Here is a 21,727-nt window from a genome sequence, read left to right as displayed (position 1 = left end):
GCCACCGCCCCTTCACCTGGAGTACGTTGAGCCCGTCCAAGGACCGGGAAGCAGCCGAACTGTTCGCCGTCCTCTACCCCGGCCTCGCCGGTTGGTGCCGTCGGCTGGTGGACGACGACGGCACGGCCCACGAGGTCGCCTCCGAGGCGTTCGCCCGGCTGTGGTTGCGCTGGAGCAGCGTCGAGGAGCCCCGCGGCTTCCTCTACGTCACGGCCGCCAACCTGGTGCGCGACCACTGGCGCAGGACGGACCGCGAACGGCGGGCGCTGCGGCGGGCGGGCACCGAGGCGGCGCTGGCCCGGCAGCAGGAGGGCGCGGAGACGGCGGTCCCGGTGCGGCTGGTCGTGCAGTCGATGCCGGAACGCCTGCGCACCGTGGTCCTCCTCTACAACTTCGCCGACCTGCCGGTCCGGGACATCGCCTCCCTGACGAAGCGGAAGGAAGGCACGATCAGGGGCGACCTGCACGCCGCCCGGGAGTATCTGCGCGCCGTACTGGGAGAACGCTGTGATCACACCCGCTGAGCACTGGGAGGAGCCCGGTGACGAGGAGCTGGCCGCGCTCCTCCTCACGGGGCCCGGGCGACTGGCGCCGCCGCCGGGCGCGTTCGAGCGGATCCGCCGCCGCACCAACCGGACCCGCCGGCTGCGGACCGCCGCCGCGGGCGGGGCGGCGGCCGCCGTGATCGCCACCCTGACGGTGCTGCTGTGGCCCGCGGCCGGCCCGCCCACCGAGGTCCCCGCGCCGCCCCTCGCCCCGCCGGCCGCGCCCTCCACCCACGGCCCCACCACCCTTTCGCCCACGCCCACGCCCTCGTCGCCGGGCGACGACGGCAGCGCCGGCACCACGGCGAGCGCGAGCACCTCGGACGCGCCCAGCGCCATCCCCTGACGCCCCGCTCCGCGCCGACGGGCCCCACCGGGTGGGCCGGACCGGAATCGCGCGGCGCCCGACCGCGACCGGCCCGCACCGACGGGAAGCAGGCGGTTCGGTTCGGGCCGGGCAGGACCCGGACCGGGCCCGAACCGGCGGGGAGGCGGGGACACTTGGGCCCTCGCGGTCGCCTCCGCCGCCGGACGGCGGCCCGCGCCACCAGCACCGACGCGACCCCTGCGTGATCACCGGGCGCCCCGGCGAAGTAGCGTGCAGGAGGGGGTGAGCGGGGGCACGCCGGTCGTCTCGGCGGGTGGCAGGCGCCCCGGGCCGCCCCGCACCGCCGACCAGAGCGAAGGACGCACACATGAGAATCCGCACCGCCGACGTGATCGTCACCAGCCCGGGCCGCAACTTCGTGACCCTGAAGATCACCACGGACGACGGGTTGTCCGGGCTGGGCGACGCCACGCTCAACGGGCGTGAACTGGCCGTCGCCTCCTACCTGTCCGACCATCTCGTGCCCCTGCTGCTGGGCCGCGACGCGGACCGCATCGAGGACACCTGGCAGTACCTGTACCGCGGCGGCTACTGGCGGCGCGGACCGGTGACCATGGCGGCGATCGCCGCGGTGGACACCGCGCTGTGGGACATCAAGGCCAAGGCGGCCGGGATGCCGCTGTACCAGCTGCTGGGCGGCCGCTCCCGCGAGGGTGCCCTGGCCTACGGGCACGCCTCGGGGCGCGACATACCCGAGTTGCTGGACTCCGTGCGGTCCCATCTGGCGGAGGGCTTCCGCGCGGTGCGCGTGCAGACCGGCGTACCGGGACTGGGCGCGGTCTACGGGGTGGCCTCCTCCGCCGCCGGAACCCGCTACGACTACGAGCCCGCGCGCCGGGCGGGCGGCGGCGCGACGCCGGCGCCGGCCGAGGAGACCTGGGACACCCGCGCCTACCTGCGGCACGTGCCGAGCGTCTTCGAGGCGGTCCGGCAGGAGTTCGGCCCGGAGTTGCCGCTGCTGCACGACGGCCACCACCGCATGACGCCGATCCAGGCGGCCCGGCTGGGCAAGGACCTGGAGCCGTACGACCTGTTCTGGCTGGAGGACGCCACCCCCGGCGAGGACCAGGCCGCCCTCCGCCTGATCCGCTCGCACACCACCACCCCGCTGGCCATCGGGGAGGTCTTCAACTCGATCCACGACTACACCACGTTGCTGACCGAGCGGCTGATCGACTACGTCCGCTCGGCCGTGACCCACACCGGCGGCATCACGCCGATGCGGCGGCTGCTGGACCTGGCCGGGCTGTACGGCGCGAAGTCGGGGATGCACGGTCCCACCGACATCTCCCCCGTGGGCATGGCCGCCCAGCTCCATCTGGACCTGGCCGTGCACAACTTCGGCATCCAGGAGTACATGCGGCAGTCCCCGCTCACGCTGGAGGTCTTCCGCACCTCCGCCACCTTCCAGGACGGGCTCCTGCACCCGGGCGAGAACCCCGGCCTCGGCGTGGAGATCGACGAGGAGGCCGCCGCCCGCTTCCCGTACGAGGCGGCCTACCTGCCGGTGAACCGGCTGGTGGACGGCACGGTCCACGACTGGTAGCGCGTCGGGGACCCGGCACGTGCTCCGGTGCGGCACGGGCGCGGCCGTGCCGGTGCCGCACCGGAGCACCTGCCGGTGCGGACACCCATGCGGACTCCGATCCGGGCGCCGGAGAACGCGGTTGATCGGGCCGGTGCGCCGGGATAGGAATGCCGGGTGATCCATGGCCAGAAGATCGGGCTGCGCGCCCGGCACGAGGACGACGTCCCGATCCTCCACGGGGTGCTCTACAACGACGTGTTGACCCGGTCCCGCCAGGACCCGCGGCCCTGGCAGCCGATACCGCCGGGCTCGGACCGCTCCCCCTATGCGGAAGGCGACCCGTCGGACGCGCGGGCCTCCTTCTCGGTGGTGGAGCTCGGCACGCGGGAACTGGCCGGGGCCGCCGGGGTCTGGGGCATCGACCGGCACAACAGGTCGGGCCACCTGGGACTTTCCCTGCTCCCCGGCTTCCGCGGTCGCGGGTTCGGCACGGACATCGTGCGCACGCTGTGCGAGTACGGCTTCGCGGTGCTCGGACTGCAGCGGCTGCAGGTGGAGACCCTCGCCGACAACGCGGCCATGATCGCGTCGGCGAAGCGGGCGGGGTTCACCGTCGAGGGCACCCTGCGGTCCTCGGCCTGGGTGTACGGCGAACGCCTCGACGAGGTCGTCCTCGGCCTGCTCGCCCACGAGTGGGCGCCGACCTGGCGGCCGGAGCCGGCGAAGGAGATCTAGTGCCGTGGCCGGAAGGTTTGCCTGGTTCGCGGTGTCCGGTCCGGTGCATCGCAGGGCGGTGGGGGGTACCGCCCGGCCGCCGGGCCAGGGGGAGAGGTGCCGTGCCGGGCGCCGCGAACCCGTGAACCTTTCCGGTCGCGGCACCAGGGCCCGTCGGCCTCCGTGCTCACCCCACCGCGGGGGCGAGCACGATGTCGAAGCGGGTTCGGGACCAGGTGCGGTCGTCCGCCAGATCCCGCCCGTCGGGGGTCGGCGCCCCGGCCGGCTGGGCGCGGAACACCCTGACGAGCGAGCCCTTCACGCCGAACACGGCGTCGCGGTCCAGGAGTTCGTCGCCCTCGACGAAGATGTGCGTCACCAGCGTGCGAAGGCCCGGAGCGCTGACCATGAAGTGCAGGTGCGAGGCCCGCATGGGCGAGCGGCCGGTCCTCGCCAGTAGCTCGCCCACCGGCCCGTCGTGCGGGATGGGGTACGGGGTGGGGGTCAGGCCCCAGAAGGCGTAGCGGCCGTCGGGGCCGGTGAACAGGTGGGCGCGGGCCGCGGTGCGCTCGTCGCCGTACTGCGTGTCGTAGAAGCCGTCCTCGTCGGCCTGCCAGACCTCGATGCGGGCTCCGGGTACCGGGGCGCCGGCGGTGTCGGTGACGGTGCCCTCCACCCAGCAGGGTTCGCCCGCGGCGCCGAAGGAGATGTCGCCGCCGGGTTCCACCTCGGGGCTGCCGTCGACGAAGAAGGGTCCGAACACCGTCGCCTCGGTGGCGTCGCCGTACGCCTCGTTGTTGACCGCCACCGTCTGCATGGAGAGGCCCAGCACGTCCGACAGCAGGATGAACTCCTGGCGGCGGTCGTCGGTGATGTGCCCGGCCTCGGTGAGGAAATCGACGGCCCGGCTCCACTCCGCCTCCGTCAGGCGCACGTCCCGGACGAAGGCGTGCAGGTGGTGGACCAGGGACCGCATGACCTCGCCGAGCCGGGGGTCGGTGCAGCCGGCGAAGGAGCGCAGCACCTGGGCGGTGATCTCCTCCTCCCGCTGCCGCTGCTGGGGCGGCACCGCGGGAGTCGGGACGACGGGGACGGCCGGTGCGGTCTGGGCGGCTTGAGCGGCTTGAGCGGCTTGAGCGGTGCCACTGCCGGTGCGGGTGTCGCTCATTGCGGTTCGGCTCCTTCCCAGGCGGCGCGGGGCAGCCGCGAGACGTCCGGGCGGTGACCGGGCGTGGGGTGCCGGCGTCGTAGGCGAACCGGACCCGCCCGGCAGCATCTCACGAGCGGAGCGCGGGGTGTCGGGCCCTTCCCCGGACGGCGGTTCGGCGGCGCGTCAGGACCGCGCGGGGTCGGCGCGCCGGCGCGACGCCTCGATCTCCGCGTACGCCGCGTCGCGGCCCTCCCAGTGGGAGCCCTCGACGGACTTGCCGGGTTCGAGGTCCTTGTAGACCTCGAAGAAGTGGGTGATCTCCAGGACGTCGAAATCCGGCACGTCGGTGATGTCCTGCAGGTTGGCGTAGCGCGGGTCGTGGGACGGCACGCACAGCACCTTCTCGTCCGGCCCCTTCTCGTCGCTCATGACGAACATGCCGACCGCCCGGCAGTTGATCACCACGCCCGGGTAGGTGGGGTCCCCGACGAGGACGAGCGCGTCCAGCGGATCCCCGTCGCGCCCGAGGGTGCCGTCGATGTAGCCGTAGTCGGCCGGGTACCGGGTCGCGGTGAACAGCATGCGGTCCAGCCGGATGCGGTGCAGCTCGTGGTCCATCTCGTACTTGTTCCGCGAGCCCTGCGGGATCTCGACGGTCACCTCGAACTCCATGATGTCCTCCTCGTGCGCGGCGCCGCCGGCGGCGACTCCTCCGCATAGTGCCCGAAATCACCGCCTTCGCCGGGCAGCAACCCGCCGCGCACCTGCCCCGCGACACGCCCGCTCCCGGCATGCGGACGGCCCGCGGACGGCGACGGCGCAGGCGCCGGCACCCTGCATATGCCCGCGATGTCACGATCTGCCGGTGTCCTGGCCGTGTGTGCCCGTCCGCGTGCCTTCTCCCGCTCCTAGCCTCGGGACCGACGGAGCGGGCGGTCCGCGGCACCGCGGACCGCCCCGTCCCGGCCCGAGGCGGCCGCCCGACGCACGGCGCGGCCGTCGACGGTGCCGGTGTCCCCCGACGAAAGAAGGCGTCATCCGCCGTGGCTTCACCCTCAGGCAGCGCACCCTCCGACGGGCGCGTCGCGGAATCCGGCAGCGAATCCGTCAGTGTGCTCGGCAGCGCGCTCGGCACGGAGTTCGGCATCAACGAGTGGCTCGTCGACGAGTTCCGGCAGCGGTACCGGGACGATCCCGACTCCGTCGACCTGGTGTGGCGGGACTACTTCCGGGCGGCGCCGCCCGCCGGGGCCGTCGCCCGCCCGCCGCTGGGGGCGGCGAGCGACCCGCGGGATGACGACCTTGCGGCCAAGGCGGTCCGGGTCGCCGCGCTGATCCACGCCTACCGGGTCCGCGGGCACCTGCTGGCCGCCACCGACCCGCTCGCGGCCGGGCGTGCCGGCGGCCACCGGGACCTGGACCCCTCCGGTCACGGTCTGGAGGCCGCGGACGGCCCGCGCGTCTTCGCCGTCGACGGGTTCGCCGGCCGGCAGGAGATGTCGCTCGACGACGTGCTGACCCGGCTGCGCACCGCGTACTGCGGGACCACCGGCATCGAGTACATGCACATCCAGGACCCGCTGGAACGGCGCTGGATCCAGCAGCGCGCGGAGGGGCCGCAACGCCCCTTCGATCGCGCCGAGCAGCTGGGCATCCTGCACCGGCTGGGCTCCGCGGAGGCGTTCGAGACGTTCCTGCACACCAAGTACGTCGGGCACAAGCGGTACTCGCTGGAGGGCGGCGAGGCCACGATCGTGCTGCTGGACACGCTGCTGGAGAGCGCGGCGCGGGTGGGCACGCGGGAGGTCGTCCTCGGGATGGCGCACCGCGGCAGGCTCAACGTCCTCGCCAACATCGTGGGCAAGCCCTTGGCGCGGATCTTCGGCGAGTTCGAGGACACCCCCGACATCACCTCCGCGCACGGCTCGGGCGACGTGAAGTACCACTTGGGCGCCGAGGGGACGTTCCACGCCTCCGACGGCCACGAGGTCGCGGTCCGCGTGGTGGCCAACCCCTCGCACCTGGAGATCGTGGGGCCGGTCGCGGAGGGCATCGTGCGGGGCCGGCAGGACCTGGCCGACGGCAGCCACGGCGACTTCCGCGTGCTGCCCGTCGTCGTCCACGGTGACGCGGCGCTGGCCGGCCAGGGCGTGGTGGCCGAGACCCTCAACATGTCGCAGCTGCCCGGCTACCGCACCGGCGGCACGGTGCACGTGGTCATCGACAACCAGCTGGGGTTCACCACCGCCGCCGACCGGGCGCGGTCGGGGACCTACGCCACCGACGTCGCCCGGACGGTCGCGGCCCCGGTGCTGCACGTCAACGGGGACGACCCGGAAGCCGTCGTGCGGGCCGCGCGGACCGCCTTCGACTACCGGCAGGCGTTCGGCAAGGACGTCGTCATCGACCTCGTCTGCTACCGGCGCCATGGCCACAGCGAGGTCGACGACCCGTCGATCACGCAGCCGGCGATGTACGACCGGATCGCCGAACGGCCGTCCGTGCGCCGGCTCTACGCGCGGGAACTGCTGCGCACCGGCGCCATCGACGCCCAGGAGGAGGAGCGTTCCCGGCGGCGGCACCGGGAGGAACTGGACCGGGCCTTCACCGAGACCGCGGCGGCCACCGGACCCGGCCGCGCCACGCCGCCCATCCCGCCCACGCGGGGCAGCGGCGAGGCGGATGTCCGGCCGCGGACCGCGGCCGGCGAGGCGACGCTGCGGCGCGTCCTGAACACCCAGACCGACCTGCCGCCCGGCTTCACCGCGCACCCGCGCGTCCTGCCCCAACTGCGGCGCAGGGCCGCCATGCTCGACGCCGGGAACGTCGACTGGGCGACCGCCGAGGCGCTCGCGTTCGGCTCCCTGCTGCTGGAGGGGGTGCCGGTGCGGCTGGCCGGGGAGGACTCCCGGCGCGGCACGTTCGGCCAGCGGCACGCGGTCCTCACCGACCGCCGTACCGGGCGCGAGCACATCCCACTCAACACCCTCGGCCCGGACGCGGCGCGCTTCACGCCGTACGACTCGCTGCTGTCCGAACTCGCCGTGCTGGCCTTCGAGTACGGCTACGCGCTGGCCCGGCCGGACGCGCTGGTGCTGTGGGAGGCGCAGTTCGGGGACTTCGTCAACGGCGCCCAGACCGTCGTCGACGAGTACATCGCCTCCTCCGAGCAGAAGTGGGGCGAGCGGTCGGGGGTGACGCTCCTGCTGCCGCACGGCCTGGAGGGGCAGGGCCCGGACCACTCCTCGGCGCGCGTGGAGCGGTTCCTGCAGCTGTGCGCGGACGACAACATCACCGTTGCCGCGCCCTCGCTGCCCGCCAACTACTTCCACCTGCTCCGGCAGCAGGGGCTGGACCCGCGGCGGCGCCCGCTGGTGGTGTTCACCCCCAAGTCGATGCTGCGGCTCAAGGCCGCGACGTCCCGCCTGGAGGACTTCACCGGGGGCTCGTTCCGCCCGGTGCTGCCGGACACCGTGCCGGATCCGGGCCGGGTCGAGCGGGTGCTGCTGTGCTCGGGCAAGGTCGCCCACGACCTGGACGCCCACCGGCGCGCGACCGGCGACACCAGGACGGCCGTCGTCCGGCTGGAGTGCCTCTACCCGTTCCCGTCCGCCGAACTGCGGGCGGAACTGGGCAGGTTCCCGGCGGCGACCGAGGTGCGCTGGGTCCAGGAGGAGCCCGCCAACCAGGGGGCATGGACGTTCGCCGCCCCCCGGATCGCCCCGCTGCTGCGCTGCTTCCTGTCCTGCGTCAGCCGGCCCGCGGCGTCCGCACCCGCGGTCGGGTCGGCCCGGTTGCACACCGCGGAGCAGCAGGACCTCGTCCGGCGCGCCTTCGCCTGACGCGCGTGGCGCGGGCGGCAGGTCCTCAGGTGTGGGCCGGTGCTTCCGGCACCACGGGCGGCAGGAAGGTCCGCCGCGCCAGCGCGAGCACGGTGCGTCCGGCCAGCGCGACCCAGCCGGCCGTGGCCACCGCGACGAGGACGTACGTGAGCGGCTTCCGGTCGCCCACGTGCTCGACCGCGAGCCACGACACCGCGTTGGTGAACACGGCGGCGTAGGAGAAGGAGAAGGCCCAGTAGCCGGGGCCGAAGGGCGCCTTGCGGTAGGTGGAGAACATGGAGACCTGGACCAGGACCATCAACACGGCGTACCCGCCGAGCAGTTCGGCTCCCAGGTCCAGGCGCCCGCCGTTGATCGCGAACCAGGCGTTGCCGGCGACGACGGGCGGGGCGACCTCGATGGCGATCGTGGGCAGCAGGGGCGGCGGCAGCATGGGCTGGGTGAACAGCCGTACCAGGATGATCGACCCGAGGACCAGCCAGGAGACGACTCCGTACCCGAGCAGGACGCGGGCCGCGGTGGCCCAGCCGAGCGTGGCGCTGCCGTTGGCCGCGATGAGGCCACCCGCGGCCGTGGGCAGGAAGTACGCGGGATGCCAGCGTGCCAGCTGGACGTCCTCGCGGATCCACACGCCGGTGAGCCAGCTCCCCACCAGCACGGTGAGGACCAGTCCGAGGAGGAACACCGCCTCGCCGGCACTCCGGGCGTGCCCGGCCAGCGCCACACCCAGCGGCATGAGCGTGATCGCGGCCAGCGAGGTGAACGGGCCCATGGTGGGGTCCGGCAGCTCCGTCCGGAGCCGGCCCTGGGTCACGACGCCGTGCAGGTAGGCGGGAGCGATCACCAGCCACAGGAGCGCCGCCGTCACCCAGAACACGTTCGCCGGCCATTCCGGCAGCCCCACCGTCTCCGCGGCGACACCCCAGCACTGCGCCAGGCCGGCCGTGCCGAAGGCGACCCCGAACACGTTCGGCGTCAACCGGTGGGCCGAACCCGCGGTCCTGCTCATGCTCCCGACACCTCTTCCGCCGCGACGCGGGCCATCGCCACGCTCCGTAACGGTCCGATCGTAGGGAAGGCGCCCGCTCCGGCCGGGAACGGCACACGGGGCGCGGCCGAAGAACGCCCGACGGCACCAAGCGCCGAGGCGCGGGCGGGCCCGGGCCTCGGGCCCGGTGCGGGTCAGAGGGCCGGCGGGTCCGCCTCGGCGATCGGCAGCTCGGCCCAGATGGTCTTGCCGGTCTCGGTGTTCCGGCAGCCCCAGCGGTTCGTCATCTGGGCGACGATCAGGAGGCCGCGGCCGCCTTCGTCGTACGCCCGCGCGCGGCGCAGGTGGGGGGTGGTGCTGCTGCCGTCGGTCACCTCGAAGATGAGCGTGTCGTTGCGGATCAGCCGCAGCCGGATGGGCGGTTGGCCGTAGCGGACGGCATTGGTGACGAGCTCGCTCACCACGAGTTCGGCGATGAAGCCGATGTCGCCCAGCCCCCATTCCTCCAGCCGGTCACGGGTCAGTTCGCGGGCGTGGGCGACCGTCTCGGGTTCGGCGGTCAGCTCCCAGGAGGCGACGTGGTCCTCGCTGAGGGTGCGGCTGCGCACGAGCAGCAGCGCCGCGTCGTCGGTGTGCAGATCGGGCCGCAGGGCCTCCAGCAAGCTCTCGCAGGCATCGTCCAGGGTGCGGTGCGGCCGCCCGAGGACCTCCCGCAGCACCCGCTGCCCGGTGCCCACGTCGCGGTCCTTCCGCTCGACGAGGCCGTCGGTGTAGAGCGCCAGGACGCTGCCCTCGGGCAGTTCGTACTCCGCCACCTCGAACGGCAGGCCGCCCAGCCCCAGGGGCGGGCCGGCCGGAGGTTCCAGGGTCTTCACCACGCCGTCCGGGGTGGCGAGCACCGGCGCGGGGTGGCCGGCGCGGGCCATCGCGCAACGCCGCGTGACCGGGTCGTACACCGCGTAGAGGCAGGTCGCCCCGACCTCGCTGCTCAGGTCGGCCACGGCATCGGCCGCCGCGGCACCGGCCACCTCGCCGCCCGCCATTTCGCCGCCGGCCATCTCGCCGCCGCGCTCCTCGCCGGCCATACGCAGCACGAGGTCGTCGAGCTGGGTCAGCAGTTCGTCGGGGGCCAGGTCCACGTCCGCGAGCGTCCGCACCGCCGTGCACAGCCGGCCCATGGTCGCGGACGCCTGGATCCCGTGGCCCACCACGTCCCCGACGACGAGGCCGACCCGCGCCCCGGACAGCGGGATGACGTCGAACCAGTCGCCCCCGACGCCGATGCTCGGATCGGCGGGCAGGTAGCGGTGCGCGATGTCGACGGCGACCTGGTCCCGGGCGCGCCCGGGCAGCAGGCTGCCCTGCAGGGTGAGCGCGACGCGGCGTTCACGGGTGTAGCGGCGCGCGTTGTCGATGGAGACCGCCGCGCGGGCGGCGAGGTCCTCCGCCAGCAGCAGGTCCTCCTCGTCGAACGGCTCCGGGGTGCGGTGGCGGCAGAAGATCGCGAGCCCGAGCGTGATGCCCCGCGCGCGCAGCGGGACCGTCATCAGGTCGTGGATGCCGTGGTCGGACAGCGACCGGCCGCGCGCCGGATCGGTGGACGACCACCACCGCAGGGCCTCCGCGTCGATGTGGTAGATCCCGCCCTGACCGTCGCGTACGGCGCGGGCCACCGCGGACACCGGCTTGTAGGTGTACGTGGCGCCGACCGGATGGATCGCCTCGGGAACGCCGGGCTTCACGGACCGCTGGGCGACCCGGCGGAACAGCGCGGCGGGGTCGGCTGCCACCTTGTCCGTGTCGTCGCCGACCAGGCTGACGTCCAGGAGGTCGACGGCGACGAAGTCGGCGAAGTGGTCGGTGCCCACGACCGCGAGCTCGTCGGCGGTCCGGGACAGGTCGAGGGTCGTGCCGATCCGCAGGCCGGCCTCGTTCAGGATGCTCAGCCGCTGGCGGGCGCGGACCTGCTCCGTGATGTCCACCGACGCCAGCGAGACCGCGCAGATCCGCCCCGAGGGGTCCAGGACGGGCGAGAAGAGCAGCAGCAGGGCGCTGGCGCGCGGGTCACCGGCGCGGCGGAAGTGCATCTCCTTGCGCACCGTCTCCCCGCTGGACCACACCTGGTCGACCACCTTGCCGAGCCACTTCTGCTCCTTCAGCGGGCTGTCCCGGCCGTAGTCGCCGATGCGGACGCCGAGCAGATCCCGCTCGGGCATGCCGAGGGAGCGGACGCTGGCGTCGTTGAGCGCGAGCCGCGCTCCCCTGCGGTCGTAGAGCGCGAAAGGCAGGGGCAGCTGCTCCAGCGCCCACTGCTTGGTCACCGCGGTGTCCTGCTCGGGAGGCCCGCCGCGCTGCTCGGCCGCGCACTGCAGTCGCATGGTCGCGGTGAGGTACCAGTGCGGGTTCCCGCCCGCGTCCAGCAGGGGGCGCGCGGCAACCCGCACCCGGACGTCGCCGCCGTCACGGTGCCGGAGCGAGAGAGGGCCGCTCCACGGCTCCCCGGCGTCCCAGGAACGCCGGATGCCGGCCGGAACCGGCTCCGCGAGCAGGCGGGACGCGCTCCCGCCGACCGTCTCCGCGGCCTCGTAGCCGAGCAGTTCGCGTGCCCGCGCGCTCCAGCCGGTCACCATGCCCCGGCCGTCCAGCGAGGCCGCCGCCTCCACGGAGGGGGAGGCAGAGCCGGGGGCGGGCGTTGCCGCGTTCCGTTCCATCGGCGCCCTTTCACCGTGCCGGGCTTGCAGATCCAGACCCGCGCGCTCCACCCCCTCCAGTCTGCGCTCCCGCCCTGCTCTCCTCAAATCTCCTCGAAGACGGCGTTCCGCGCATGGTGGACGGCCCCCTGACGCCGGTCGCGAACCCGCGGATGGCCGGTGCCGCGGCCGCGTGGCGGCGGTCCGAGTTGTGCGCGACGCTGGGTGGACGGGGACGGCCACGGGGTGAGGACACGCGCCCGCCCCGCAGGCGGCCGTCGCGTTCCCCCGATGCCGCCACGGCACGGGCCGTCCCGCGCGGTGACCTCCTGGCACGGCTCCCGGCCCGAGGCGAGCCGGCGGAGAGAGCCCGAGGGGAGCCCACGAGAGAGGAGAGGGCGTGGAAGGGAACGTCGGTCCTGAGACGCACGCCTCCGATCCGGGCCTGCTCTGGCGCCGTATCACCGACCGTATCCGCCAACTGGGCCTGACCGAGGAGGCCGTGGCGCAGCAGGCGGGCATGTCCACCCGCTATCTGCGGCAACTGGCCGCGGTGGGGACGGACTTCGACCCGCAGGCGCTGTACCGCGTCGCGGCGGCGCTGGGCACGACCACGCAGGAGCTGCTCGAAGGACGGGCCGACCCGCCGCCGGGGCAGGCGGGCGGGGCGCCGCGGCCGGTGCTCACCCGGCTGACCGAGGCGGAGTGCTGGGACCGGCTGGGACCGCAGGGCGTGGGCCGGGTGATCCTCCCGGCCGAGCCGGCACCGGTGGCGTTCCCCGTCAACTACGCCGTGGACGCCAAGACCGTGGTGTACCGCACCGCGCTGCAAGGTGCCGCGGCCCCGGAGGGCGGCACGGTGGTCTCCTTCGAGGTGGACCGGATCGACGACCGCACCCATGGCGGCTGGAGCGTCCTCGTGGCCGGCGCGGCGGAACGCATCGAGGACGCCGAGGAGGTCCGCCGCCTCGCCCGGGAGTGCATCGTCGAGCCCTGGGCCGGCGGCGACCGCCCGGCGTGGATCCGGGTCCGGCCCGACAGTGTCAGCGGGCGCCGTATCGGAGCGCTGTGAGCCCGCCGCGCCACCCCGACCCGCGCGCCTCGCCCCCGCCCCGCACCCCGGTCACGGAGCGCACCCCGGCGCAGGCCGGCTGGAGCTGGGCCTACGAGGGGTACGACCCGTCCCGGGAGCGGCTGCGGGAGGCCCTGTGCACCCTGGGCAACGGCTACTTCGCGACCCGGGGGGCCGCCGCCGAGGCGGTCGCGGACCGGGTCCACCACCCCGGCACCTACGTCGCGGGCTGCTACGACCGGCTGGTCTCCGAGGTGGACGGCCACGAGGTCGAGAACGAGGACATGGTCAACCTCCCGAACTGGCTGCCGCTGCGGGTACGCGCCGCGGACGGGGCCTGGTTCTCGCCCGACACCTGTTCCGTCCTCGGCCACGAGCAGGTCCTGGACCTGCGCCGGGGGACGCTCCGGCGCAGGATGCGGCTGCGTGACGCTGCGGGCCGCCAGGTCGCCCTGGAGGAGACCCGCCTCGTGCACATGGGCGACCCGCACCTCGCGGCCCAGCGCCTGCGCATCGCCGCCGAGGGCTGGGCGGGCGAGGTGCGGATCGAGTCCGGTCCGGACGGCCGCGTGCGCAACGACGGCGTCGAGCGCTACCGCGACCTGAACGGACGTCATCTGACCGGTCTCGAGGCCGGTTTCCACCCGCCGGACACGGTGTCGCTGAGCTGCCGCACCGCCTCCTCCGACATCCGCGTCGCCCTCGCCTGCCGTACCCGGGTCACGAGCGGCCGGCCGCGCGAGGTCGCGCACGCCGGGGACGAGGAGCGCCCGGTGCTGTGCCTGACGGTCCCGGTCGGCCCCGGCCGGCCGGTGACCGTGGAGAAGGTGGTCGCGCTGCACACCTCGCGGGACACCGCCATCGGCAACCCGCTGGACGCGGCGCTGTCGCGCGCCGCGCGGGCCGGCGGCTTCGGCGCCCTGCTCGGCGCGCACACGGCGGCGTGGCACCGGCTGTGGCGGCGCGCCGGATCGGACGTGCCCGGCCGGGCCGGGCACGTGCTGCGGCTGCACCAGTTCCACGTGCTCCAGACGCTCTCCTCGCACACGGCGGGCCTGGACGTCGGCGTCCCGGCCCGGGGCCTGCACGGGGAGGCGTACCGCGGGCACGTCTTCTGGGACGAGCTGTTCGTCCTGCCCTACCTCGACCTGCACCTTCCCGAGGTCTCGCGCGCGCTCCTGATGTACCGGTACCGCAGGCTCGGCGCCGCCTGCCGCGCCGCCGCCGACGCGGGCCGGGTGGGCGCCATGTACCCCTGGCAGAGCGGCAGCGACGGGCGCGAGGAGACCCAGCGCCTGCACCTGAACCCCCGCTCCGGGCGCTGGCTGCCGGACCGTTCCCGGCTCCAGCACCACGTCGGCTCGGCGGTGGCGTACAACGTCTGGCACTACTACCAGGCCAGCGGCGACACGGCCTTCCTGCACGCGCAGGGCGCCGAGATGCTGTTCCGGATCGCGCGGTTCTGGGCGCACACCGCGCGGTGGGACGCCGCGTACGGCAGGTACCGCATCACCGGAATCGTCGGCCCCGACGAGTACCACGACGCCTATCCGGGCGCGGCCGGACCCGGCATCGACGACAACGCCTACACCAACGTCACCGCCGCGTGGGTGCTGTGCCGGGCGCGGGAGGTGGCCGGCATGCTTCCCGCGCCGCGCCGGGACGAGCTGTTCGAGCGCACCGCCGTGGACAGCGCGGAGCTGGAGCGCTGGGAGGACGTCTCCCGGCGCCTGCGGGTGCCCTTCCACCAGGGCGTCATCAGCCAGTTCGAGGGCTACGGCGAGCTGGCCGAGCTGGACTGGGCGGCCTACCGCGCCCGGTACGGCGACATCCGCCGCCTCGATCGCATCCTGGAGGCCGAGGGGGACAGCACCAACCGCTATCAGGCGTCCAAACAGGCCGACGTCCTGATGCTCGGCTACCTGTTCCCGAGGACCGAACTGGCCGCGCTCATGGCCCGCTTGGGCCACCGGCTCGACGAGGAGACCTGGACCGCCACCGTCGACCACTACCTGGCCCGCACCAGCCACGGCTCCACGCTCAGCGAGCTGGTCCACGGATGGGTGCTGGCACGCTGCCGCCGGGCCGAGGCATGGAGCTACGTGCAGGAGTCGCTGCTCAGCGACGTGGCCGACCTCCAGGGCGGCACCACCGGCGAGGGCATCCACCTGGGCGCCATGGGCGGCACCCTCGACCTGGTCCAGCGCGGCCTGACCGGTCTCGAACCACGCGGCGGCGCCCTGCTGCTGGACCCCGCACCGCTGCCCGAGATGACTGGCATGTCACCGTGTCATCTCTCGCTGCGCTACCAGGGCCACTGGGACGTGGAGCTCTCCCTGCACTCCGGTCACCTGCGCGTACGGGTTCCGGACTCCGACCAGGGCCCGGTCCGCCTCGTGATGGGCGGACGGACGCACCTGGTCCGCCCCGGGACGGAGGCCACGATCCCCCTTCCCCCCACGGCGCGCCGTGGCCCCGCCTGATCTAGGTCCGCGGCCCGGGCGGGGCCTTCGCCGCGAGCGTCGCGGACGCCGTCAGGAGGGCAACGCCGGCGAACCACAGCACGGCGGGCCGGTCCCGCACCCAGCCGAGGGTGAGGTGCAGGCGCAGGACGGCCACCATGACCAGCGCCAGCGGCATGGTGGTGCCCAGCACGCTGACCCGGGCGTACCCGAACCACATCAGCAGCGGCAGCTGGACGGCGATGTTGACGGCGAACAGCAGCCAGGACACCGTCAGGATCGTCGCCAGGGTGCGACCGCCGTAGGACACGTCCTCGATCCGCGCGAGCACCTCCGCCAGCACGGTGCCCGTGGCGGCGGTGGCGACGAAGCACGCCAGCGACCAGGCGTAGTGCCCGAGCACCAGCGCGCGGCGCGAGACCGGCAGGACGGCGTACAGGGTCTCCAGGCGTGCCTTGTCGGCGACCACGAAGGGATGGACGGCGATCAGCGGGGCGAGCAGCAGCGCCAGCGAGGGCACGACACCGGCGGGATTGCGGGCGAGCACCAGGAACAGCATGCCGCACACCAGCAGGCCCTGGGTCCGGTACGGCGCGACGGTGCGCAGGTGCAGCACGGCCACGCGGGCGACGGCGGTCACGCGATCGCCCCGCTCCGGCCGCCGCGTCGTCCCACGGGTCCGCTCGGCTCCGATCCGATGTGGAGGGCGATCTCCTCCAGCGTCGGCCGCTCGACGAGGAGCCCGGCGTCGAGGAGGTCCGCCTCCTCGGCGCGGACGAGTGCCTGCGCCCCGGCCGGTGTCCGCCGGAGGCCGATCAGTTCGACGCCGACGAGGGTGGCCGCGCCGTCGGTGCCCCCCAGGTCGTCCGGCCCGCCGCGCACCACCCGGTAGGAGTCCAGCACCTCGTCCTTGGGGCCGGTCCGCACGACGCGCCCGCGGTGCACGAGCGTCACGTAGTCGCCGATGCGGTCCAGGTCGGCGGTGATGTGGGTGGAGAACAGCACGCTGTGCTCCTCGTCGAGCAGGAAGTCCCCGATGATGCCGGCGAGTTCGTCCCGGGCCACGGGGTCCAGGCCGCTGGTCGGCTCGTCGAGGACGAGCAGCCGCGCGTGGTGCGACAGGGCCACCGCGATCACGAGTTTCATGGCCATGCCGCGGGACAGGTCCCTGACCCTCGCACGCGGGTCCAGGCCGAACTCGTCGAGGAAGTGCCGGTACCGCGCGCCGTCCCACCGGTCGTAGAAGGGCCGCAGCGTCCGTTCCACCTCGGTCAGCCGCCAGTCGCCCACCAGGGCGGTGTGGTCGAGGACCACCCCGATGTCCTGGCGCAGCTCGACCGGCCCGGGAACGCGCCGGCCGAGCAGTTCTGCCTCGCCGGTCTCGATGGCGCGCATGCCCAGCAGGCAGCGGATCATCGTCGTCTTGCCGGCGCCGTTCGCGCCGATCAGGCCCATGACGTAACCGGTGGGCAGTTCGAAGCTGACGTCCCGGAGCGCGAAGCCGCCGCCGACCGCGCAGCCGACGGAGCGCAGGGCGAAGGCCAGGTCACTCGTCACGGGCCGGCCCTCCCGGGGTGCGGTCGGGCTCGGACTGCATCAACCCGTCGAGGATCTCGAGGAGTTGGCCTCGGTCCAGGCCGGCCTGCCGCCCGGCGTCCAGCGCGGTCTGCAGTCCTTCCTCGACCTGGCGCAGGAGTTGCTCGCGGACGAGCGCGGAGTCCAGCGGCAGGACGTACGCGCCCTTGCCGGGCACGGTGCCGATGAACCCCTCGGCGGCCAGCTCGGTGTAGGCGCGGTTGGTGGTGATGATGCTGATCCGCAGATCGCGGGCGAGGGCCCGGACGGAGGGAAGGGTGGCGCCTTCCGCGAGGTCCCCCGCCAGGACGGCCGCGCCGATCTGCTCCTTGATCTGCCGGTAGAGCGGCACGCCGCTGCTGTTGGACAACACGACACGCATGACAGTCCTCCGTTCCTCCCCAACTGTACTTACGCACTATATACAGTTGGCACGGTACGGACAGTCGGCGCCCGCCCACGGGCGCCCGCATCCGTCAGCGCCGGTCGGCCCGGCCCCACACCCGCAGGGCGAGGTAGGCGAACAGGGCGCCGAAGACGCCGCTGCCCAGGCGGGCGGTCGTGGCCGCCCCGCCGAGGAACGCCCCTACGATGCCGCCGACCGCCAGGAACGCCAGCGCAATGCCGAGCCAGAGACGCACGGTGCGCTTCACGGCTTCCCCCTCTCGTCGCGATGTGCTCGCCATCCTGCCGCGCCGCACCCCCGGGCGCCGGAATTCGGCGCAACGAACACCGCGACGGGTCCGGGCGGGCGGATCGCCCGCCCTCCGCTACCGCTATCGCCGTGCCGCGAGTAGCGATACCCATTTCCTGGGCAATTCTCGGATATTTGACAGTAGCAATTCCCTGGCCGAGACTGGGAGAGCGAGGTTACCGTCCAGTAGGAACCGCCTCGCGCCCACCGGGCGATCTTTCGTTTCGCCCACCATGGAACCGAGTTGCCCCGACCCGCGCGTTGAAGCGCTGCCTCATTCCGCTGGAAAAGTGCTCCTTCCACTCGCCGCCGGTGCGATTCCGCACGAGGAGAATTTCCTTGACGCCGATCACCGTTCTTCCCGACCGCCGCCACCGGCGCGCGGGCGACCGCGACGACAGGACCGCCGCTCACGCCGCGGGCGCCGGGCAGATCCGCACCCTCCGCCCCCGCCCGGGCGGGCACCGGTGACCGGCACCGTCCTGGAACTGCTGCGCGACCGCCGGCGCCAGGGCAGTTCCCCCGGGCATCGCCGCGACGACGCGCGCCTGGTCCTGCTGATCGAGGGCGGGAGTTCCCGCGGCGCCTATTCGAGCGGCATGACGGTCGCCGTCGAACAACTGGGACTGCTGCCGATGTTCGACGCCGTCTACGGGAGTTCGGCCGGCGCGCTGAGCGCCGCGTGGCTGCTGTGCGGGCGCGCCGAGAGCACCATGCACGCCTGGTGGGATCCGACCATCATGCGGGCGACGATCGATCCGCGGCGCGCGCTGCGCGGCAGACCGGTCGTCGACACCCGCTTCCTCGTCCACACCCTCTACACCGAGATCGTCCCGATGGGTTTCCAGGAGATCCTCGACAGCGCCGTCGAATTCCACCCCGTCGCCACCGACGCCCTCACCGGTCAGGCCGTCGATCTGCACGGGGGGATCAGCGACCGGGCGGACGTCCAGGCCGCGCTCCGCGCGTCGACCGCGATGCCGCTGCTCGCGGGTGGCCCGATCGGGATCGACGGGCGGACCTTCGTCGACGCCGGGCTGAGCGAGGCGGTCCCCGTCCGCACCGCGCTCGCCCAGCAGGCCACACACATCGTCGCGCTGCGCACCCGGCGTACGGACGAGACGGCGTCGGCCCCCTCGCGCGGCGAACGCCTGCTGCTGTCCCGGTGGTTCACCCGGCACGCGCCGGGGGCGGCCGAGCCGTGGCTGCACCGCGTGGCGGTCCGGGCGGAGGAGGAACGGCTGCTGGCCTCGCACCCCGCGGCGCTGCAGATCCGCCCGCCGGTCGGCAGCGTGCGGATCGGCCGGACCGAGCGGCGGCCGGGCCCGCTGCGCGCGGCCGTCGACACCGGCCGGCAGGCGGCGTGGAACGCGCTGGCCGGTTGCGTCGAGGCGCCCCTGGTCACGGATTGAGGCCGGCCCGCGGCGGGTTCGCCCCGGACGCGCTGGAAATCCCCTACGCGGGGACGCCGTTGGCGGCGCACGCCTCGGCGATACGTCGGACGCCCTGGGTGATCTCGTCGGTGCCGGCGGTGTCGGCGTAGCTGATCCGGAGGTAGGGGGCCGGCGCCTCGGCCGCGAAGAAGGGGCGGCCCGGGGAGACGGCGACGCCGGCCCGCAGGCAGGCGGCGGTCAGCGCCGTCTCGTCGGTGCCGTCGGGGAGCCGGATCCACAGGTGGTAGCCGCCGACCGGGGCCCGGACGCCGGGCGCGAGGCGGGGCAGGTCGCGGTGGAGCGCGGCGAGCACGGCGTCGCGGCGCTCGCGCAGGCCGGTGGTGATGGCCCGCAGATGCCGCGGCCAGGCCGGGGTTCCGACCAGCTCCAGGGTGGCCTCCTGGAGCGGGCGGGGCACGAAGAAGCTGTCGACGACCTGGATCGCACGCAGCCGCTCCAGGACCGGGCCGCGGGCGACGAGCGCGCCGACCCGCAGGCTGGGCGACGTGGGTTTGGTCAGCGAGCTGACGTGGACGACGCTGCCGAACGGGTCGTCCACCACCAGCGGTTGCGGGAGCCGCCCGCCGTGGCCGAGGCGGCGGGCGAAGTCGTCCTCGACGATGAACGCGCCGGCCGCGTGCGCGATCTCGGCGATCCGGCGGCGGCGCCCGGCGGACAGCACCACGCCGGTCGGGTTGTGGAAGAGCGGCTGGCAGTAGAAGACCCGGGCGCCGGTGGCACCGAAGGCGTCGGCGAGCAGGTCGGGGCGGACCCCGTCGTCGTCCACGGGCACCGGCACCGGGCGCAGCCCGCCGGCCCTGGCGGCGGCCAGCACACCGGGATAGGTCGGGGACTCCACCAGGACCGGGGATCCCGGCGGCGCGAGGGCGCGCAGCGCGGTGGTGAGCGCCGCCTGACCGCCCGCGGTGACGAGCACCTGCGCGGGGGTGATGCCCCCGGCGGGTCCGCCCACGTCGCGGGCGAACCAGGCGCGCAGCTCGGTCAGCCCCTCGAACGGCGGCCGCCCCCACGCACCGGGGCGGCGGGCGGCACGGGCGAACGCGGCGGACAGGGCCTGCTCGGGCTGCATCGAGGGGTGCAGGTAGCCGCCGTTGAAGGCGATCACCCCGGGGGGCGGGACCTCCAGGGCCGCGACGATCCCGGAGGCGTCGACGGTCCGGGGAGCGGGCTCGGCGTGCTGCTGGTCCTCGGCGGTCAGCGCGATCTGCTGCCAGGAGGTGTCGACCGCCCTGGTGCCGCCGGCGCTGGGCTGCGCACGGAAGGCGCCGGCGCCGGGCCGGGTGACCACCAGTCCCTCCGCGGCGAGTTGGGCCACGGCCCGCGAGACGGTGGCCGGGCTCACCCCGAAGCGCTCCCTCAGGTCCCGGCTGGACGGCAGCTTCTCCCCCGGCGCGTAGCGCTGCAGCTCGCCGCGCAGGTTGCCGGCGAGGACGTCCGCACTGCTACCGTCGTTCACGAGGATTCAGGGTAGCACTACCAGGGCACGTGGGCGCGGCGGCATGACCGCATCATGGCGGGCTGTTCATCCCGCGGCCACCCTCATATTGACGGTACAGCAACAAGCGGGTGTGTCATGGGGAGCGCCCGCGCTCCCCCTTCGTGCCCTTGGAGAACCGATGCGCCTCGGTCCGCGTTTCGCCCTCCCGTTCGCCGCCGCCCTCGCGGCGGCCGGTCTGGTCACCGCCACCCTGTACCCGCACAGCGACAGCAAGCCGGTCCAGACGGTGGCCAGTTCGATCCCCACTCCCTCGCACGTCGTGGTCGTGATGGAGGAGAACCACTCCTACGCCGACATCATCGGCAACACCTCCAGCGCTCCGTACATGAACCAGCTGGCCTCGCAAGGCGCCCTGCTCACCGGGTCGTTCGGCGTGACCCACCCCAGCGAGCCGAACTACATGGCGCTGTTCGCCGGCAGCACGTACGGGCTGAGCGCCGACACCTGCCCGGTCAACGAGGGCGCCCAGGCCAACCTCGGCTCCGAACTCCTCGCCTCCGGGAAGACGTTCAAGGGCTACTCCGAGGGCCTGCCGAGCACCGGCTCGACGACCTGCAGCTCCGGCAGCTACGCCCGCAAGCACTCGCCGTGGATCAACTTCAGCAACGTACCGACCGCCGACTCGGTGCCGTTCACCTCCTTCCCGACCGACTACAGCACGCTGCCGACCGTCTCGTTCGTCATCCCGAACCTCAAGGACGACATGCACGACGGCACCATCACGCAGGCCGACACCTGGCTGAAGAGCAAGATGTCGGCCTACGCGACCTGGGCGAAGGCCAACAACAGCCTGCTGATCGTCACCTGGGACGAGGACGACTACACCGAGAACAACCAGATCCCGACGCTGTTCGTCGGCGCGGGCGTGAAGACCGGCCACTACAGCGAGTCCGTCAGCCACTACAACGTGCTGTCCACGCTGGAGCAGTTCTACGGCCTGGCCAAGGTCGGTTCCAGCGCGAGCGCGGCGCCGGTCACCGACATCTGGAACTGACCTGGCGCCGTTCACCCGGCATCCCCCGCTGCCCCACCGGTAACCCGCCCGGCCCGCACGCCCGTCGCGTGCGGGCCGGGCATCCTCGCCCCCGATCCCCCCCGGTGCGCCGCCCGGCCGCCCGTTCCCGGAG

At 73.9% G+C, this 21,727-nt stretch carries 18 protein-coding genes; 9 read left to right on the top strand and 9 right to left on the bottom strand.

Features of this window, described 5'->3' with window-relative positions:
• Nucleotides 1–26: 26 nt before the first annotated feature.
• From C4U44_RS26300 to C4U44_RS26285, 4 genes are all read left to right on the top strand, one after another.
• The gene (locus C4U44_RS26300) at nt 27–524 is read left to right on the top strand and encodes an RNA polymerase sigma factor (RefSeq protein ID WP_103888487.1); all 498 of its coding nucleotides are present in this window, start codon (nt 27–29) and stop codon (nt 522–524) included.
• On the top strand, nt 508–891 hold the full coding sequence (locus C4U44_RS26295; RefSeq protein WP_103888486.1) for a hypothetical protein: 384 nt from the start codon (nt 508–510) through the stop codon (nt 889–891). The genes C4U44_RS26300 and C4U44_RS26295 overlap by 17 nt, the downstream gene beginning before the upstream one ends.
• A 349-nt stretch (nt 892–1,240) precedes the next feature.
• The gene (gene manD, locus C4U44_RS26290; protein ID WP_103888485.1) at nt 1,241–2,479 is read left to right on the top strand and encodes a D-mannonate dehydratase ManD; all 1,239 of its coding nucleotides are present in this window, start codon (nt 1,241–1,243) and stop codon (nt 2,477–2,479) included.
• A 156-nt stretch (nt 2,480–2,635) separates the two neighbouring features.
• Nucleotides 2,636–3,196: a GNAT family N-acetyltransferase gene (locus C4U44_RS26285; RefSeq protein WP_103888484.1), complete on the top strand. Its 561-nt coding sequence runs from the start codon at nt 2,636–2,638 to the stop codon at nt 3,194–3,196.
• A 166-nt stretch (nt 3,197–3,362) separates the two neighbouring features.
• On the opposite strand, the gene C4U44_RS26280 is transcribed toward C4U44_RS26285, so the two are convergent.
• Both C4U44_RS26280 and C4U44_RS26275 read right to left on the bottom strand, forming a co-directional pair.
• Entirely contained in the window at nt 3,363–4,343 is a 981-nt protein-coding gene (locus tag C4U44_RS26280) for an intradiol ring-cleavage dioxygenase (RefSeq protein ID WP_103888483.1), read from the bottom strand.
• Nucleotides 4,344–4,508: 165 nt separating this feature from the next.
• Entirely contained in the window at nt 4,509–4,997 is a 489-nt protein-coding gene (locus C4U44_RS26275; protein ID WP_103888482.1) for an inorganic diphosphatase, read from the bottom strand.
• A gap of 119 nt (nt 4,998–5,116) precedes the next feature.
• Between C4U44_RS26275 and C4U44_RS26270 the strand changes: the two genes are divergently transcribed.
• Complete coding sequence (locus C4U44_RS26270) at nt 5,117–8,167, top strand: multifunctional oxoglutarate decarboxylase/oxoglutarate dehydrogenase thiamine pyrophosphate-binding subunit/dihydrolipoyllysine-residue succinyltransferase subunit (RefSeq protein WP_103888520.1); 3,051 nt, start codon at nt 5,117–5,119, stop codon at nt 8,165–8,167.
• A gap of 25 nt (nt 8,168–8,192) precedes the next feature.
• On the opposite strand, the gene C4U44_RS26265 is transcribed toward C4U44_RS26270, so the two are convergent.
• Both C4U44_RS26265 and C4U44_RS26260 read right to left on the bottom strand, forming a co-directional pair.
• Nucleotides 8,193–9,176 carry an SLAC1 family transporter gene (locus C4U44_RS26265; RefSeq protein ID WP_103888481.1) on the bottom strand — a complete coding sequence of 328 codons (984 nt, stop codon included), beginning with the start codon at nt 9,174–9,176 and terminating at the stop codon, nt 8,193–8,195.
• A 173-nt stretch (nt 9,177–9,349) separates the two neighbouring features.
• Complete coding sequence (locus C4U44_RS26260; protein WP_103888480.1) at nt 9,350–11,866, bottom strand: SpoIIE family protein phosphatase; 2,517 nt, start codon at nt 11,864–11,866, stop codon at nt 9,350–9,352.
• 379 nt (nt 11,867–12,245) lie between these two features.
• On the opposite strand from C4U44_RS26260, the gene C4U44_RS26255 reads away from it, so the two are divergent.
• Both C4U44_RS26255 and C4U44_RS26250 read left to right on the top strand, forming a co-directional pair.
• Nucleotides 12,246–12,917 carry a helix-turn-helix domain-containing protein gene (locus C4U44_RS26255; RefSeq protein ID WP_103888479.1) on the top strand — a complete coding sequence of 224 codons (672 nt, stop codon included), beginning with the start codon at nt 12,246–12,248 and terminating at the stop codon, nt 12,915–12,917.
• Nucleotides 12,914–15,400 (top strand): glycoside hydrolase family 65 protein, encoded by a 2,487-nt coding sequence (locus C4U44_RS26250; protein ID WP_103888478.1) that lies wholly within the window; start codon nt 12,914–12,916, stop codon nt 15,398–15,400. Before C4U44_RS26255 ends, C4U44_RS26250 begins: the two co-directional genes overlap by 4 nt.
• Before the next feature lies 1 nt (nt 15,401).
• Here the strand turns inward: C4U44_RS26250 and C4U44_RS26245 are convergent, their stop codons facing one another.
• The 4 genes from C4U44_RS26245 to C4U44_RS41630 form a co-directional block, all read right to left on the bottom strand.
• The gene (locus tag C4U44_RS26245) at nt 15,402–16,019 is read right to left on the bottom strand and encodes an ABC-2 transporter permease (RefSeq protein ID WP_103888477.1); all 618 of its coding nucleotides are present in this window, start codon (nt 16,017–16,019) and stop codon (nt 15,402–15,404) included.
• The gene (locus C4U44_RS26240) at nt 16,016–16,936 is read right to left on the bottom strand and encodes an ABC transporter ATP-binding protein (RefSeq protein WP_103888476.1); all 921 of its coding nucleotides are present in this window, start codon (nt 16,934–16,936) and stop codon (nt 16,016–16,018) included. The genes C4U44_RS26245 and C4U44_RS26240 overlap by 4 nt, the downstream gene beginning before the upstream one ends.
• A complete protein-coding gene (locus tag C4U44_RS26235; protein ID WP_103888475.1) occupies nt 16,926–17,336 on the bottom strand; it encodes a GntR family transcriptional regulator in 411 nt (136 codons plus the stop codon). The genes C4U44_RS26240 and C4U44_RS26235 overlap by 11 nt, the downstream gene beginning before the upstream one ends.
• Before the next feature lie 94 nt (nt 17,337–17,430).
• On the bottom strand, nt 17,431–17,607 hold the full coding sequence (locus tag C4U44_RS41630; RefSeq protein ID WP_160145099.1) for a hypothetical protein: 177 nt from the start codon (nt 17,605–17,607) through the stop codon (nt 17,431–17,433).
• A 508-nt stretch (nt 17,608–18,115) separates the two neighbouring features.
• On the opposite strand from C4U44_RS41630, the gene C4U44_RS26230 reads away from it, so the two are divergent.
• Nucleotides 18,116–19,060, top strand: a complete 945-nt coding sequence (locus C4U44_RS26230; protein ID WP_103888474.1) for a patatin-like phospholipase family protein — start codon at nt 18,116–18,118, stop codon at nt 19,058–19,060.
• 43 nt (nt 19,061–19,103) lie between these two features.
• On the opposite strand, the gene C4U44_RS26225 is transcribed toward C4U44_RS26230, so the two are convergent.
• Nucleotides 19,104–20,558: an aminotransferase-like domain-containing protein gene (locus tag C4U44_RS26225; protein WP_103888473.1), complete on the bottom strand. Its 1,455-nt coding sequence runs from the start codon at nt 20,556–20,558 to the stop codon at nt 19,104–19,106.
• Between the two features lie 160 nt (nt 20,559–20,718).
• Here C4U44_RS26225 and C4U44_RS26220 point away from each other — a divergent pair, with 160 nt between their 5' ends.
• Entirely contained in the window at nt 20,719–21,594 is an 876-nt protein-coding gene (locus tag C4U44_RS26220; protein ID WP_103888472.1) for an alkaline phosphatase family protein, read from the top strand.
• Nucleotides 21,595–21,727 lie beyond the last annotated feature (133 nt).

This window comes from Actinacidiphila yanglinensis, assembly GCF_900107965.1.
GTDB classification, from domain to species: Bacteria; Actinomycetota; Actinomycetes; order Streptomycetales; family Streptomycetaceae; genus Actinacidiphila; species Actinacidiphila yanglinensis.
This window is presented reverse-complemented; position numbering and strand designations above follow the sequence as displayed.